The 16,019-nt window shown below is 60.7% G+C and carries 9 protein-coding genes; all 9 read right to left on the bottom strand.

The annotated features are described in order from the left end of the window. Positions 1–9: 9 nt before the first annotated feature. A complete protein-coding gene (locus EV102420_RS16850; RefSeq protein ID WP_042394095.1) occupies positions 10–1,500 on the bottom strand; it encodes a M16 family metallopeptidase in 1,491 nt (496 codons plus the stop codon). A 186-nt stretch (positions 1,501–1,686) separates the two neighbouring features. Continuing rightward, complete coding sequence (locus EV102420_RS16845) at positions 1,687–2,973, bottom strand: dicarboxylate/amino acid:cation symporter (RefSeq protein WP_042394094.1); 1,287 nt, start codon at positions 2,971–2,973, stop codon at positions 1,687–1,689. A gap of 156 nt (positions 2,974–3,129) precedes the next feature. Next, positions 3,130–5,136 carry a biofilm formation regulator HmsP gene (hmsP, locus tag EV102420_RS16840; protein ID WP_042394092.1) on the bottom strand — a complete coding sequence of 669 codons (2,007 nt, stop codon included), beginning with the start codon at positions 5,134–5,136 and terminating at the stop codon, positions 3,130–3,132. A gap of 113 nt (positions 5,137–5,249) precedes the next feature. Next, on the bottom strand, positions 5,250–8,789 hold the full coding sequence (bcsC, locus tag EV102420_RS16835; RefSeq protein WP_077776554.1) for a cellulose synthase complex outer membrane protein BcsC: 3,540 nt from the start codon (positions 8,787–8,789) through the stop codon (positions 5,250–5,252). Further along, positions 8,777–9,880, bottom strand: coding sequence for a cellulose synthase complex periplasmic endoglucanase BcsZ (gene bcsZ, locus EV102420_RS16830; RefSeq protein ID WP_042394087.1), 1,104 nt, complete (start codon positions 9,878–9,880; stop codon positions 8,777–8,779). The genes bcsC and bcsZ overlap by 13 nt, the downstream gene beginning before the upstream one ends. A 3-nt stretch (positions 9,881–9,883) precedes the next feature. Then, entirely contained in the window at positions 9,884–12,256 is a 2,373-nt protein-coding gene (bcsB, locus tag EV102420_RS16825; RefSeq protein WP_042394084.1) for a cellulose biosynthesis cyclic di-GMP-binding regulatory protein BcsB, read from the bottom strand. A gap of 13 nt (positions 12,257–12,269) precedes the next feature. Further along, the gene (gene bcsA / locus EV102420_RS16820) at positions 12,270–14,888 is read right to left on the bottom strand and encodes a UDP-forming cellulose synthase catalytic subunit (RefSeq protein ID WP_042394081.1); all 2,619 of its coding nucleotides are present in this window, start codon (positions 14,886–14,888) and stop codon (positions 12,270–12,272) included. Beyond that, positions 14,885–15,652, bottom strand: a complete 768-nt coding sequence (gene bcsQ, locus EV102420_RS16815; protein WP_042394079.1) for a cellulose biosynthesis protein BcsQ — start codon at positions 15,650–15,652, stop codon at positions 14,885–14,887. Before bcsQ ends, bcsA begins: the two co-directional genes overlap by 4 nt. 18 nt (positions 15,653–15,670) lie before the next feature. Beyond that, positions 15,671–15,859: a cellulose biosynthesis protein BcsR gene (bcsR, locus tag EV102420_RS21595; protein WP_072015291.1), complete on the bottom strand. Its 189-nt coding sequence runs from the start codon at positions 15,857–15,859 to the stop codon at positions 15,671–15,673. Positions 15,860–16,019: the final 160 nt, after the last annotated feature.

Genomic DNA, 16,019 nt, shown 5'->3' with positions numbered 1-16,019 from the left:
CGCACGGCGCTACTGCTGAGCGGGAGGAATATCCGTCACGTCCTGATGCACCTCATCAGTGGCAGGCACAAGGGCAGACGTTTCGGCATTCATTACCTGGTCCCAGGTGGCCTGCAGCTCCTTCATATTAAACTCCGGCTCGCCTTTCGGCTGCAGCAGCACCAGCGACTGATCCTGGGTCAGCTGCTGACGCAAGCTCTGGTTCAGCATCTCGGTCGTCAGGCCGTTGAGGAAGTTCTGGCGCAGCCTCTGGTACTGCTCAGGGGCAATATCCACCACCTGATTTTGCAGAGAGCGCATACGCTGGCTGATCAGCACGTCAGTATCGGTGCGAGCATAGGTCGTGAAGAGCCGTTGCAGCTCCAGCTTCTTCTGGGCGATCAGGGCGTTAAACTCATCCTCTGACAGACCGTTGTCGCGCACCTTCTTCAGCTCGCGGGCAATCATCGCCAGATTGGCGCTGAGCTTATCGGGCGCGGAGTCGACGTTAATGGCACACTGCGCACGCTGGAACAGCACTCGGCAGTCGAAGCCGAGGCCAATATCTTTGGCGTTATTTTTGGTAAGGGTCTGCTGGAGATGCCAGAACAGCGCCTCGCGGGCGACGTCTGCTCGCCAGTAGCGCTCCAGCGCGGCGGATTCACGAATCGGCTGCCACGGCACGTCCCACATCAGCGAGAGCCGGTCCTGGCGTACGGCGTCGGTCATGATGCTCACCGGCTCGCGCGGCAGCGGAGAGAGCGTCGGCACCGGGGCGGGCGTCTCGCGTTTCCCCTTCAGATCGCCAAAGGTTTTATTGATCTGCTCGCCAACGGCGCGGCTGTCGATATTACCCACCACAATCAGCGTCATCGCGTCCGGGGTATACCACTTCTGGTAGAACGCCTTCAGCTGAGCCGGATCGACCGGCTTCTTCAGCGGCGAGGCGGGATCGTGCCCCAGCAGGGTCGATCCTTTCAGGCGGTAGCGCCACCAGTTATCTTTGGTTTCTGGCGGCCAGGTTGCCACCATATCGTCGCTGCTCAGGGCGTGGTTTACCGTTTCCGGCGTCACGGTGAGCTTGCCGGTAATGTCCGAGAGGTAGACCAGCGCCTCTTTCAGCAGGTCGCTGCGGTTATTGGGCAGGCTGAGATTAAACAGCGTGAAGTCATAAGAGACCAGCGCCGGAGGAAGGGGGCGCTTGGGATCGATGCCCTGCTGCCAGAGCGCACGCACCTGCGCTGGCTCAAGGCTGCCGCTGTGGGACAGAGCGATACGTGGAATAAAGTGGCTAAAGCCGCTCTGCTGGGTGCTCTCCGTCAGCGAACCGGTATTCACCAGCAGGCGGATCTCAACCCGATCGCTGGGGCGCTGCGGCGTACTTAACACCTGCCACTGAAAACCGTTTGCCAGTGTCCCCTGTTGCCATGCCGGGTCGGGCTGGAGCGCATCTGCCTGCACGTAACTGGCTGCCATCATTAGCAAACCGCCAGCTATGAGTCGAATTTTTGTGCCCTGCATGTAAACCCCTGATCAACATTCCTGGTTAAAAGACCGCCTGCAACCCAGGCCGCCTAAAATGAAGTTTTAACACTCCGTGTTAGACAGCCAAAAAAGCAAAACGTCACACCGGGAAGTAAAAAATAGGGGGTAATTATGCGCAGGTGCCCGCGCCCCTACAAGGGACAACGGGCATAAGTCAGCAGATTATGAGGAGATTTCACCCGTTTTGCCGTCTGGCGCACGGTTATTAAGGGTATCTTTCAGCTGTTTATGGTCCAGCTCCTTCACCCATTTTGCTACCACGATGGTCGCCACGCCGTTGCCGATCAGGTTAGTCAGCGCTCGCGCTTCGGACATAAAGCGGTCGATGCCGAGGATCAGCGCCAGCCCCGCCACCGGCAGATGTCCCACCGCCGAGAGGGTCGCCGCCAGCACGATAAAGCCGCTGCCGGTAACGCCCGCCGCCCCTTTCGAGGAGAGCAGCAACACCACCAGAAGCGTAATCTGATGGACAATATCCATATGGCTGTTGGTGGCCTGGGCGATAAACACCGCCGCCATCGTCAGGTAGATGGAAGTGCCGTCGAGGTTAAAGGAGTAGCCGGTGGGAATAACCAGCCCAACGACGGATTTGCGGCAGCCAAGCCTCTCCATCTTATCCAGCATACGCGGCAGGGCCGATTCGGACGACGAGGTGCCCAGCACGATGAGCAGCTCTTCGCGAATGTAGCGGATAAACTTGAAGATGCTGAAGCCGGTAGCGCGAGCGATGCTTCCCAGCACCACCACGATAAACAGAATACAGGTGGCGTAGAAGCAGATGATCAGCTGTCCGAGCTGCACCAGGGTACCCACGCCATATTTACCGATGGTAAAGGCCATGGCCCCAAACGCGCCGATGGGCGCAAGGCGCATGATCATATTGATGATGCCGAAGATGACCTGGGAGAAGCTCTCGATCACGTTAAAGATCAGCTGGCCTTTGTGGCCGAGGCGATGGAGAGCAAAGCCGAACAGCACGGCAAACAGCAGCACCTGGAGAATATTGCCGCTGGCAAACGCGCCGATGACGCTGGAGGGGATCACATCCATCAGGAAGGCGATCGTGCCCTGCTGCTCTGCCTGCGAAGCGTAAACCGCTATCGCTTTGGTATCCAGGGTCGCGACATCCACGTTCATGCCTGCGCCAGGCTGCACCACGTTGACGATAATCAGGCCGATGATCAGCGCCAGGGTGCTGACCACTTCAAAGTAGAGCAGCGCCACCGCGCCGGTGCGGCCCACCGCTTTCATGCTTTCCATGCCTGCGATGCCGGTCACCACCGTACAAAAAATCACGGGGGCGATAATCATTTTAATCAGCTTCACAAAGGCGTCGCCAAGCGGCTTCATCTGTGCGCCGAGCTCAGGGTAGAAGTGACCGAGCAAGATCCCGATAGCGATGGCGGTCAGCACCTGAAAGTAGAGGCTTTTAAAGAGTGAGGCTTTCATAGAGGTGTCCTTGAATTAAAAACCACAGGCATTGTAGGGTTAGGTCGCCTGCGGTCTTAAAATAACACCCCAACAACATCGCAGAAATAAACTTACTCTAAATTTGAAACACAAATGTTAAGAAATTTGAGCTGGCTCGCACAAGTGCACTGATTGCTAGGCGCTGCCGTCAACCAGCCGGGGAAGATTATGCTGCTGCTCGAACGCCTCCGGCGCTACCGCACGGCCAAACAGATAACCCTGGGCCATCTCCACGCCCGCCTCCTGAAGCCACGCGCGCTGCGCCTCGCTCTCAACGCCTTCAGCAATAACATGCAGATCGAGACTGCGGGCCATATGGATTATTGACGAGACCATGCTGCTGTCCTCCGGCAGGCCATCAACAAAAATTTTGTCGATTTTCAGCACGTCTACCGGCAGGGACTTCATATGCTGGAGCTGACGCAGGCCCGCATAACCCATGCCGAAGTCATCCAGCGCAATACGTACTCCGGCGTTGCGCAGCGGACGGAGAATTGCCACCGCCGCGTGTGGATCGTCAATACGGCGGCTTTCGGTTACCTCAAGGATCAGGGTGCCGGGTGCAATCTGGTAGCGCTCCAGCAGCGCAAGCAGATCCCCAACCATATCCTGGTGCATCAGCTGCAGCGCCGAGAGATTAACTGACAGCGGCAGCATAATACCTCGCGCCTGCCAGGCCGCGAGCTGGCGGCAGGACTCCTCCAGCACCCACTGGCCGACAACAATCATCAGCCCGCAGGACTCAATGCTGTCGATAAGTCCCTCCGGCAGCGCCCAGCTACCGTCCGGCTGCTGCTGGCGCAGCAGGGCCTCGGCGCTGACCACCTCCCCGGTGGCGAGGTTGACCTGCGGCTGAAGCCAGATAGCAAACTGATGGTTATCCAGCGCGTTTAAGATATCGCTCTCTTCCGTTAGCCGCTTCTGTGCCGTCGCCATCTGCTCCGGATCAAAGAACTGGATCTGGTTTTTGCCTTTGCGGCGGGCCGAGAGCGCTGCCGAGATAGCCCGACGGTAGAGCTGCTCCGCCGTCACGTCGCCGTAGAACATGGCGATACCGATGCTGGCGCTCGGACGCAGCTGAATGCCCTGCACCGGCAGGCGCTCATTAATAACAGTGAGCACTTGCTGACCCAGCGTAATGGCGTGCCACGGCTCGCTCGCGCCGTGGCCGATAATAACAAAGGTGTCCAGGCTCGCCTGCGCCAGCACCATGCGCGGAGCCAGCACCGACTTCATTTTCTCTACCAGCGTCAGGAGCAGCATTTCGCGCTGGCTCTCTTTCAGCACGCCCGCCGTATCCTGTAGGGTTTCACAGGCGATCACCATCAGCGCGAGGGTTTTTTGCCGGGCCACGGTCTGCTCCAGCAGCGCCATCATAAAGGCTTTGTTGGGCAGATCCGAGATGGGGAAACGCGTCGCCTGGCTGTTCAGCTCTTCATGCTGGCGCAACACCATCTGCTGGTTGCGGTTATAGCCGCGCACCAGCATGCCGATCTCATCGTCATGATGGTGACGGGGCAGCGCCAGCTGGTGCCCCAGCTGATCCTGCGGCGACAGGTCGTTTAGCTCGCGGGCGATCTTGCGCAGCGGGCGGATAATCAGTCGGCTAATGCACCAGGTCAGCGCCACCGTCATGATCAGCACTAAAAGTAAGTAAGTAGTGACTAACGTTGAAACGGTGCTCATCACAAACTTGTACATGCGGAACGAGTCCGCCTGCAGCACCAGATAGGCCAGCGGCTGGGGGTTGGCCGGGCGCTCCATAGAGTAGATAGGCAGGGAGATCTGCACCGGCAGCTCAAAGAGCCGGGTGATGGTCACCGGAACCGGCCGCTCGGGAATAAAGCTCATGCGCAGAGCCTGGAACTGATTCGGCAAGACGACGTCCGCCCGGCTGACCACGCCCGCAGGCTGGATGCGTTTAAGGATCGCCTCCGCATCGGCGATGTCGCCTTTCAGGATGGCGGCGGACAGCGGCTCACGCACCGAGCGCGCGATGCTCTCCAGCTGCGTGCCGGTGTTGTAGCGATTCTGCTGGACAAAGTGGAACAGCAAAATCACGCAAAAAAGAAAAATAAACACCATGGCGACGATTGAGACCATCGCCATCTGTTTAATAGTTAACGAACGGCTAACGCGCAAATTGACTCTCCAAATACTCCGTGTCCGCAAAAGTAACCGACGGCTACCTGCCTGCTGTCAGAGTATACTCGATTCTGACAGCAGATTAAGACCGGGATAGAGAGCCTGGTGCGTTACCAGTCTGCGTGAGGCGTCAGCGGCCGCGGCGGCGAGTCCATATCGCCCTGCCAGCCCCCCTGGGAGTAGCGGACGTAGAGCATGCCGTGGCTCGGGGTATAATCCTCCGCCTGCTGAATATCGATAGCCGCGCCAATGGACCAGTTAGAGGTTATGCGCCGTTCAAGCAGGGCGCGCGCCGTATAGCCAAAGCCGTTGCTTTTCGATCCAAACTCTTTCTCCTCCGCCGCCCGATCGCGATAGGTATCCGGGATCAGGTTAAGCTTGGGATAGGTGGCCTGGGTGCGGGTGGCCGAGTGCGACCAGGAGACCGAGCCGCCCAGCTCCCACGACCAGTTCTCCGTTCTTTGACGCCACGTTACCGGCACGGCAAACGAGAGATATTTCTGCGGGCTGTAGTAGCCCCCCTGGCCCAGGGTGTAGCCGCTGAGATCCTTCTCATAGTGCCAGAGCATGTTGTTCAGGCCGACGGTGAGGCGACGGTTATCTTCGTTGACCAGCTTGTAGTAGTAGCCCGACATCCAGCGCACGCGCCAGTTGTCGTCTACGTTCTTGCCGGTGAGCGAGTCGGCGCTCAGGCTCGCCCAGACGCCGTTCGCTTCGCCCTGGTCATAGCTCAGGCTCACCCCGCCGCCGGTTGACCGGACGCCGCCCCAGGTCTTACCGGTGCCGCCGCGATCGTTGCCGTTGTCGTTATCGGGATCTTCCGGGTCATGGTAGTAGCTGGAGGCATCTTTTTGACCGCCGAAGGCCAGCAGAGAGCTGGAGATCGGCCGACGATGCACGTCCAGCGTGTAGCCTACCGGGCCGAGATCGTTGCTGTAGCTCAGGCCGCCGACGATATCCACCACCCGGAAGCCCATCGGCGTAGTGCCGATATCGCCTGCCCAGGTGTCGTTGCGCCAGCCGACCGCAATGCTCGCCCCGGCATCAGACTGGCTCTTATCGCCGTTGACGCAGCTGAGCTGGCCGCAGGTCCCCCAGTTGGGATCGTACAGCCCGTTCTCGTCGGTGGCGAACGAGCCCGCATTCATATTGACGTAGTCGGTACGGAAGAACATCCGCCCATCGGCAAGCGGCGCATCGGCCTGCAGCATGGTGGTGTTGGCCTTCAGATCGGAGTAGCCGCCGGTGCCGCTGGAGCCCCAGTAGTCATGCGCCAGCGTAACGTTCAGATCCTGCTGACGATAGAGATCGGCCGCATCGCTGCGCAGGCCGCGCTTCAGCCAGTCATCGCTGGCATCGTTACGCGTCTGGCGGGTAAAGGTGTCGTTATCCCGGGCGGGCGTCGCTGCAATACCTGCCGCGACCATTGCCTGGTTATAGCTCTCCAGCGCAGGCTGCGGCTGACCGTTGGCCTGCTGGAAGCGGGCGTAGTCACGCAGCACCAGGGCGCTATCCTGCGACGGCGGCAGGGTCTTCGCCTCGGGCACGATGGTGTCGTAGGTGCGCTGGGCCAGGACTCTATCCCCCAGCTGCGCCCGCACCAGCGCCATTCGACGCTGCATGTTGATAGACGGCGGCTCGGTCTGCGGCATCTCGTTCATCGCCGCCAGCTGCTGGCGCGCCGCAAGCGGATTGCCCTCGGCAATCGCCACTTCTACCAGGCTCAGGCGAGCATCGGCGTTAGCGGGTTCACGGGCCAGCACGGTCTCGTACCCGGTTCGGGCAGCCGCATAATCCCCGCGCTGCTGCGCCCAGTCTGCAAGAGTAAGGTCGATGCGCGTGGAGGTGGGCTGCTGCTTAAGCAGAGCTTCGGCCTCAGACTCCTTGCCGCTGTCGCGCAGGCGATTGGCGGTCTCCAGCAGCTGGTTGCCCTCAAGGCGGCTCGCCAGCTCCTGCATATTACTGTCCCATTTGCTGCGCGGCAGAGTGTTAAGGTGCGCCAGGGCGGCACGATCCTGGTCGTTGCCGGAGAGATAGAGGCTGTAGGCGTATACCTGGGTAGGATCGTTAGGCTGACGGCGAACCAGATCGCGCATCTGCGCGTCGGCGTCGGCGTGCTGCCCGGCACTCCACAGATCGCGGGAGAGGCGGTAGGCGATCCAGACGCTATCCGGATCGCTCGCCAGCCGACGGCGCTGAATTTCTGCCGCCTGCGCCCAGCGACCCTGGTTCTCCAGGGTTTCAGCCTGCTGCGCCAGCCGGTCGTTGGCAAGGCTGCGCTCAATGTCATCCACGCTGCGGCGCTGGCTGGCAGGGAGGGAGGCAATCCAGGCGGAGGCTTTTTCCGGCGACTGCGCGCGGTAAATATTGGCCAGACCGCGAATCGCGTTGCTGTTGCTGCTGTCCATGCGCAACGCCTGCTGATAGTAGCGTTCGGCGGCGGCACTATCTTTGCGGGCCACGGCAGCGTCCCCCAGCCCCAGCACCGCGTAGCTGTCGGTGTTATCCACCGCGCGCGCCTGCTGATAAAGTCGTTCCGCCTGCGCGGGGTTATTGGCTTTCAGCGCGGCGTCACCCTGCTGGATCAGCAGCCAGTAGCGGTTAGTTTGCAGGAGGCTGTCCCACTTGCTGCGGTTGCTGCTCTGCGGCGCAAGGGCAATGGCTTTCTCTAGCAGGGGAACGGCTCGGGCGCGATCGCCCTTTTGCGAATAGGCCTGGCCGAGCGCCCCGGTGGTTTCACCGTCGTTCTGGTCGGCGCTCAGCGCCTGCTGCAGCGAGGCGATAGCCTGCCCGCCCTGTCCGGCATCCACCGCGGCCAGCCCACGGGAGCGGGCGCGAAACGCCGGATCGGCCAACTGCTGCTGCTGTTTCGCCAGCGTCGCCCGGGCGGTCTCCACCGTATCGCCGTCGCTAAACTCGTTCAAGAACTGTTGCAGCGCCTGTACGCTGGCATCGCTCACCGGCATGTTTTGAATCTGTTGATACCAGATGGCCGCCGCCGCTTCGCGGGTGGTGCCCGACTTCGCCATCTGCCGCAGGACGGTATAGCCCTCGTCGCTGCGCCCATTGGCAAACAGCAGCTGCGCCAGCGAGTTTTGCATCTGTGGATTGCCGGGGTAGCGGCTGTTGGCGCTCTTCAGCTGCGTAATGGCCTGATTACGCCGCTCGGGAACCTTCGCCACCAGCGTCCAGTACTCGGCAGCGAGATCGCTATCGGGAGGGTTACCCTGCAACAGCTTGTCGTACGCCGCGATGGCCTCCGCCGTGTGGCCGGTCGTCGCCAGCAGCCGCGCCTCCTGCAACCCCTGCCGCCCTTGGGCGGTAGAGAGCGTCATCGCGCTTTGCGCTTCGCGGTAGGCCGCCGAGTCGGGCGCGAGCTGGGCGAGCCGATCGAGCTGCTGCTGCGCGCCTGCGGTGTCGCCCTGGCGCAGCAGATAGCGCTGGCGGGCGGCAATCACTTCAGGATTATTGGGATCGATAAGTTCCAGCCGGTAGAGCGACTGGCGCACCAGATCCTCACGCCGGGTGGACTCCCCGAGCCGAACCTGCTCCAGCAGCTGTTGCTGCTGGGCTGTCGGGGCCGCATACGTCTTTGGCATCAGCGCGATGCCCAGCGATAAAGCAAGTAAGCGTAGGGTTAGCGTGCGCATTCCTGGCCCCAGTCAGGTTGGAGTTCACCTTGGGAGGTGAAACGAAAACGGTGCTCATCCCAGCCCTGTCCGAAAAGGGTAAGCACGTAGCTGTAATAGGCGTCGCTGCCGGGCGGGTTATCGGCAACCCGCTGGCGTAGCACCGCCTGTGCGTCGCGGTTTTGCATAAACGGCAGCAGGGCGGCAGAGAAGCCCGTCGCGCCGTTGCCCTGGGCCGCGCCGGTCGTCACGTTGACCTTCTCCGGCGGCACGCCGTTTTTCGCCGTCAGCGCCGCCATCGGCTTAAGGCGCGCCAGCAGACGATTTTTTTGCAGATCGCTGTCGTGCATCATGCCGACCCACAGGTAGACACGGATAGCGTCGTAGCTGGAGACCAGCTTGCTCTCGGGCTTCAGGTTCCAGCCGCGATTTTTTTCATAGCTCACCCAGTCTGGAGAGAAGCCTTTAGGGGCGGTCTCCAGCAGCAGCCGCAGGTTAGTCTCCCGCAGCGTGCTCCAGGGCGCGCCAAAGCGGGTGAGATACTGCGCCACCTGCGGCGGCAGATAGCTGGGGTTAAAGCGCCAGCTCTCTTTCTCGGCGAAGCCAATTTTACCCGGCAGCAGCATAGAGCCCAGTCCCGGCACGCTTACCACCTCTTCGCTGACGATATGCTTGAGCAGCCCCTGAGCCAGCGCGGTGTAGCGCGGCTCTTTCCACAGGCGTCCGGCCTCAAACAGCGACCAGACGATCCAGATATCGGCGTCGGAGGCGGAGTTGGTATCCAGTATGGCCCACTCCTCCTCGCCCTTCTTGCCCCACAGCCAGGCAGGAAGATGGGCCGCGAGATCGCCCTCGGCGAGGTTATCCTCGGTCCAGGTTAAGATCTTGTCAAAGCCGGGCCGGTCGTTGGCGGCAAGAGCAAAAAACAGCCCATAGCTCTGCCCCTCGGAGGTGGTGATCTTCCGGGCATCGCTGGGATCGATAACCCGGCCACCGTCGCTGAGGTAATCTTTTTTAAACTGCACCCAGGCCGGCCAGCTACAGGCAGCGTGCGTACTCGCCGCCGCCAGCAGCAGGGTGGCCGCTATCGCGCCACGCAGTAAGGTTTTCATGGCTTACTCGTCATCATGCGGGTCGAGACGGCGGCGGCTGATGATACGCAGCAGACGCCACAGTACCCAGGCCAGCAGCACGACGCTCACCGCGGCGAGCACCGCCAGCAGTACCGGGTGGTTAGAGAGCGCATACCAGATACGCTCGAACCACGGCAGGTGACCGACGTAGTAGACATCCCCTACCCGCAGACCATTGACGCCGGACTCGCGGATCACCGTGACGGAACCATACATTGCCGCACGCTTGCCGCTGTCGTTCATCGCCTCGTTCAGCAGCTCGTAACCGCGCGGGCTGTCTGCCAGCAGGGCAATGACGCTGCGCTGATCGTTGTACGGCGACTGGAAGCCGACAATGGCCGCCATCGGGCCGCTAGAGGTGACCGCCGTCTGGGCATCCGCCTGGCGATCGGTGTTATCCGGGACGATAGACGGGAAGGTGGTCTGGCGCTGCGGGGTCTTCACCCAGCTCTGCGTCGCCTGCACCAGCAGGTCGATGCGCTTGTCATCCTTCAGGCTATCCGGAATGGTACCGATGACCAGCACGTCGGCATCCTTATTCTGGATCTGGCTGCCGTCGTTGGTCAGGGTCAGGTTAACCGCCGGGAGGCCGGTTTGCGCCCCAAGCTGGCCGATGGAGTCCAGCAGCGTCGCCAGCTGGCCCTGGGTCGGGTTAGCAGGCAGCACCACGATGGTGTCCGCAAGGTCCGCCATTCGGCTGAACGGGAAGCCCGCGTTAGCAAAGGCGCGCAGGTCCGGCATTGCAATAAAGTGGTAGTACTTCGAGAAGTCGATGGTCGAGTCATCGCCAATCACCACCCGGTTCTGCACCGGCTGGAAGGTGATGCAGTTATCGACGGTGCCGCCCGGCATCGGGTTCATGTACTGGAAATCAAAGCGCAGCTGGTTAAGCGCGCCCAGCTGCAGCGCCGGAATGGTCACGGCAGTTTTGCTATCCAGCAGCCCCTGCAGAACCGGCAGGCGCAGCAGCAGGCGGTTGGTATCCTGGTTGCTGGTGAGGCTGAAGGATTGCAGGAACTGGTTGTTCAGGCTGATATCCATCCGCGAGCTGTCTTTGGTCGGCGGCGCGGTGTAACGGTAGTTGAGATCCATATCGATGCCGGTGCTGCGCAGCAAATAGAGATCCGGCGGCAGGTTCAGCGCCACGCTGATCGGGTTCGGCTCAAGGCCAACCGACTGAAGCTGCTCCTCATAGGATTTCAGCTCGCCAAACGAGATCGCCCGGTCGGTACGCACCCAGTTCGGTGCGTCGTACGGCTTACGCGCCAGCAGCGGCTTAACGTCGTTCACCTCTACGCGATCGCCCCGGAACAGCACGTTGCCCTGAGCAATGCCTTTCGCCGCCTGGAGAAGATCTTTATCGTCGCGGCCAAGGACCACCAGCAGCTTGACGTAAGGGTTCTGAGGGTGATCCATCATCATCACCGTCGGGGCCTTCACCGGCGGCATGTCGCGCAGGAAATCCGGACGCTTGTCGTTGGTGGCAAACACGATGGCGTTACGATCCGGCAGGCCGTTGTAGAGCACCGGGAAGCTCTGGCCGCGCCAGCCCATGCGGGAGCCAAAGAAGGAGGCAACGATGCCCGCCGCCTGCTGCTGTGCCAGCGCCGGTGCGCCAGCAAAGACCATCGGCAGTACCAGCGGACGGTTATCACGGGCGTCATAGAACGGTACCGGGAAGTGTGACAGGTCGTTTTTCAGCGGCAGGGTCTGGTAGGTCATCTCCAGGGAGCTGCTGCGCCCGACATCCATCCACAGCGTGCTGCTGGCCGGGTTTTCGCAGACGTCGCGGTAGTGACCCACAAACTCCAACCGTACCCGGTTGAAGTCGGTGATATAGAGCGGGTCGATAGCCAGCTGGGCCAGCGTCTTTTTACCTAGCTGCTCTTTGGTGACAGGCAGGACGCCCATCAGCTCATCGTTCAGATAGACCTTCAGCTGCGACTGCACCGGCAGCAGCGACGGCGACGGGGTGTACTCCAGGTTCAGCATCGCCTTCGACACCACTTCGTCGCTGCGCATGCCGAACTCAATCTGGCCGTCGGGCTGAACGCCACGCAGCACCATGCTGCCCGGCGGCGGGGCGATCTGGGCGAAAGAGAGCTTAACCTCCCGCGACGGCGCGTTCTCCGCAACGATAGGCGCATTTGCACCAGTGACGCCAGGCATCACCTGGCCAACGGCCTGCGGTTCGGCGGCGGTAGCGGCAGCAGGCACAGCGGCCTGCGCGGCAGGCGTCTCGGGGGCGGCAGGCACGGTAACCATCGAATTAGCCGGTGCTGCATGGGCGACCAGCGACGGGAATGCGCTCATCCCAACCGCCACTGCACAAATCCAGGAAAGTTTTCTTTTCATCGCATTATCATCATTATTGTTGAGCCATAGCCGGATCCGGCTGCTGCACCACCATGCCCCGCGCAGGTCGGCGGGGAATGAACGACACAACCCAGGAGATCAGGGAAGTAAGCGTCCGGAAAATCATTTTCACGGACGATGGAGCAAATTCAGCCAGGTGACGGTAGCCACGGAAGCCAAGCTTAAGAATATCCAGCAGGCTCTCCAGCGGCTTATCTTCCGGGAAGCTGTCCTGCCAGAGCGCCCAGGTATCCGCACGAGCGAAGGTACACTGAACAAAATCGATATGCTGCCGGGTGGTCAGCGGCATCAGTTGTAGGCCCACCTCCCTGCCGTTAACGCGCACCACCTGGGCCGGGAAGACATACTCCTGCTGGCCGCGCTTAAGCAGCAGATTAACCTTCTGCCCCTCCAGCACCTGCGACTGACCGTTGATCTTGATCCCTACCCCACCGTCAGAGAAGTCGTGCACCGTGCAGGAGAAGAGATGACCATCGTCGCGGGCAATGGCCGCTGGCATAGAGATCTCAACGCGATGCGCCCGGCGCACCTGCTTGCTCTCCACCGATACCGCCACCGCGCCGCCCAGGACGATCAGGTTGTAGAAGACCCAGACAATACTCACGACCACGGTCAACATCTCGGTCTCCGGACCGTAGAAGTAGCGCCAGATGCCCACCAGCACGCCGACAATGTTCAGCAGCACCAGGAAGATGTAGGGCCGGGAGATCACCCAGTCAACATACTCCTCCTCGACAAGGCCGCCCTTCGAGGTCACGTTAAACTTGCCCTTGTGCGGGTTAAAGAGCGCCACCATCGTCGGTCGGGCAATATACCAGGCCAGCACCGTTTCGTAGATTTCACTCCAGAACGAGTGGCGGTATTTACCCTGAATTTTGGAGTTGGTCAGGCTGGCGTGAACCATGTGCGGCAGCACGAACAGGGCGATCATCAGCGCTGGCGCGTAGATGATATAGGCGTGCAGCAGCAGGAACGCCAGCGGCGCGGTGAGGAAGATCAGCCGCGGCACGCCGGAGAGGAAGTGGAACATGGCGTTGACGTAGCAGAGTCGCTGCGCCAGCTTCAGCCCCTTACCAAACAGCGGGTTATCGAGACGGAAGATCTGTACCATGCCCCGCGCCCAGCGAATACGCTGTCCGATGTGGGACGACAGGCTCTCGGTCGCCAGCCCCGCCGCCTGCGGAATGCGCATATAGGCCGAGGTGTGGCCGCGACGGTGCAGTCGCAGAGAGGTGTGCGCATCCTCGGTCACGGTCTCTACCGCAATGCCGCCAATCTCATCCAGCGGACCACGGCGGATCACCGCACAGGAGCCGCAGAAGAAGGTGGCATCCCACATGTCGTTGCCGTCCTGCACCAGGCCGTAGAACAGGGTGCCTTCGTTCGGCGTCTGGCGGAAGCGGCCCAGGTTACGCTCGAACGGGTCCGGCGAGAAGAAGTGGTGCGGGGTCTGCATCATCGCCAGCTTCTTGTCTTTGATAAACCAGCCCATGGTCAGCTGCAGAAACGAGCGCGTCGGCACGTGGTCGCAGTCAAAGATCGACACAAAATCGCCTTTCGCATACTGCAACGCGTTATTGATGTTGCCCGCTTTCGCGTGTTCGTGGGTAGTACGGGCGACGTACTCGACCCCGACCGTCTCGGCAAACTGGCGAAACGTCTCGCGGCCACCGTCGTCGAGGATCCAGATTTTCAGCTTATCCTTCGGCCAGTCGATACCCAGCGCGGCATAGATGGTGTTTTTCACCACGTTGAGATCTTCGTTGTAGGTCGGCACGAAGATATCCACCGATGGCCACAGAGACATATCCTTTGGCAGCGACACTGGCTGGCGATTAAGCGGCCATACCACCTGGAAGTAGCCCAGCACCAGCACAATCCATGCATAGGTTTCGGCGAACAGCAGCACCAAACCACACACGAGGCTGACCGGATCGTTCCAGTTGAGCGTCGAGGTGTAGCGCCACCAGATGTAGCGGCAGGAGACGGTCAGCGACAGGACAATCAGCATTAATGCCGAGAAGCGCCCTGGAATACGGCGTACCAGCAGGGCCACGCCCCACAGCAACAGCAGGAAGATAAACTGCGACCACGGGTTAAACGGCTGGGTGATGCAGAGCAGCGCCAGGATCAGCGAGAAGAAAACAATTACGCCGATAATAAAACGACGCACGATCGGCTTGAGGTGCGCCAGCTCTTTCTCCCCTTCCATATGGCTTGTCCGGCTGCTCACCTTCGCTGGCAGGGCGTCCAGCCAGTTGAGGTAGCGGCGGCGGAAATGGGTAAAGCGCGCGCGCTTGCTCTTGCGCGGCCGCGCAGAGGGCGCGTTATGTGCGCCGACCAGCAGCCAGAGGGTTTGCAGCAGGTAGCGGGCCGGATCGAGCGGACGCGGGCGCTCGGCGCGAATATGGGGATAAAACTCCGCGTGACGGGCGCGGAGCTGCTGCCAGCGCGGGTGCTCCAGCGGAATAAACAGCCAGGCCAGGATAACCCACAGGCAGCCGAGGGCAGCGCTAAACGCCGGTGCGCCGTGGCTCCGGTAAAGCTGGTAACGCTCGCTCAGACGGGCGTTCACCGGGGGGATCAGCAGCAAGGCGGCAAGACGGCTCATAGCGCAGGCTCATTATGGCGATCGCGGGTGAGGCGATCCGGCCCGGCGCAGTGCAGCAGGCACCAGTTGGCCAGGGTCAGGATCTCCTCTGCCGCCAGTGAGTCAGGACGGTATTCGCCCAGGGGCTGCTTCGCCGCCAGGCATTCTACCATTGCCTCATCGCGGTGGATCACCATCGGCAGCAGCCGGGGCTGGCTCTGGAGCCACACCTGGAAGAGATCGTCCTGCAGCTGGCTACCGATACGCAGGTCGTTAATGAGCAGATGCGTGCCGGACGGCAATGCCTGCTGATGCAGACGCACGTGGCAGTTGGTATCAGGCTTCACCACGGTTAGAGTATGGTCGCACTGCGCCAGCAGCTCCCGCGACAGGGGCGTAAAGTCCGCTGGCAGGTCGAGCAGGATCCACTGGTAATGTCCCTCGGCCTTCAGCGCCTGGAGTGCCGCAGTGAATGGCGCAAAGCGATCGTGCAGGGCATAGACGTTCTCCCGCTCCCCGGCGGCCAACTGGCCAAACGGCAGCAGATCGAGATTTGAGGTATAGCGCTGGCCCGCATCGCGCCACGGTTTATCATCCAGCAGCGCCCGCGCCCAGCCATCAGCGTGGGTAAACTCCACGTTGAACGAGAGGCGCAGCATGTTATCCGGCGAAGCGTCGATCATCAGCACCGACTCCCCCAGCAGCTGTAGCGCCCAGCCTAACGCTGCGGTTACCGATGTGGTCCCCACGCCTCCGCGAATGCCTTGCAGACCCAGAATAGCCATCCACGTCTTCCTTATTAATTATTGTTGACGGGCAAACTCAGCGAGCAGCGGCCAGCGTTTTATCGCTGTAGCTAACTGTTCACGTTGGGATATATCGGTGTAATCAATATCTGGCAGTGAAAACACCCGACTTAAGACCAGAAAGTCATTTTGGAAGGTATAGCCCAGCGTTGAATCAGTCTGGCTTGTAAACTCTTTATTAGACATTGTTACTGCATCTCATTGATGAAAAACAGACGAAAAGATAGCCACGCAGGGTGCCGCTGAAAATTCATTTACATGCTAAATGTGATGCTCTTTAATTTCAATGTTAGGTTTATTTCTCGGCTTTCGCTAGTAAACTAAGGTGCAGACGAATTTGATTAAG

The organism is Pseudescherichia vulneris NBRC 102420 (assembly GCF_000759795.1).
GTDB lineage: Bacteria > Pseudomonadota > Gammaproteobacteria > Enterobacterales > Enterobacteriaceae > Pseudescherichia > Pseudescherichia vulneris.
Note: the sequence above shows the minus strand (reverse complement) of the source record. Positions and strands in the feature narration are given on the sequence as shown.

Excerpts from the sequence above, each read along its gene's own strand:
- bcsR (WP_072015291.1), bottom strand. The coding sequence starts at position 15,859 with ATGTCTAATAAAGAGTTTACAAGCCAGACTGATTCAACGCTGGGCTAT.
- EV102420_RS16850 (WP_042394095.1), bottom strand. The coding sequence starts at position 1,500 with ATGCAGGGCACAAAAATTCGACTCATAGCTGGCGGTTTGCTAATGATG.
- bcsC (WP_077776554.1), bottom strand. The coding sequence starts at position 8,789 with ATGCGCACGCTAACCCTACGCTTACTTGCTTTATCGCTGGGCATCGCG.
- bcsB (WP_042394084.1), bottom strand. The coding sequence starts at position 12,256 with ATGAAAAGAAAACTTTCCTGGATTTGTGCAGTGGCGGTTGGGATGAGC.
- bcsQ (WP_042394079.1), bottom strand. The coding sequence starts at position 15,652 with ATGGCTATTCTGGGTCTGCAAGGCATTCGCGGAGGCGTGGGGACCACA.
- bcsZ (WP_042394087.1), bottom strand. The coding sequence starts at position 9,880 with ATGAAAACCTTACTGCGTGGCGCGATAGCGGCCACCCTGCTGCTGGCG.
- bcsA (WP_042394081.1), bottom strand. The coding sequence starts at position 14,888 with ATGAGCCGTCTTGCCGCCTTGCTGCTGATCCCCCCGGTGAACGCCCGT.
- EV102420_RS16845 (WP_042394094.1), bottom strand. The coding sequence starts at position 2,973 with ATGAAAGCCTCACTCTTTAAAAGCCTCTACTTTCAGGTGCTGACCGCC.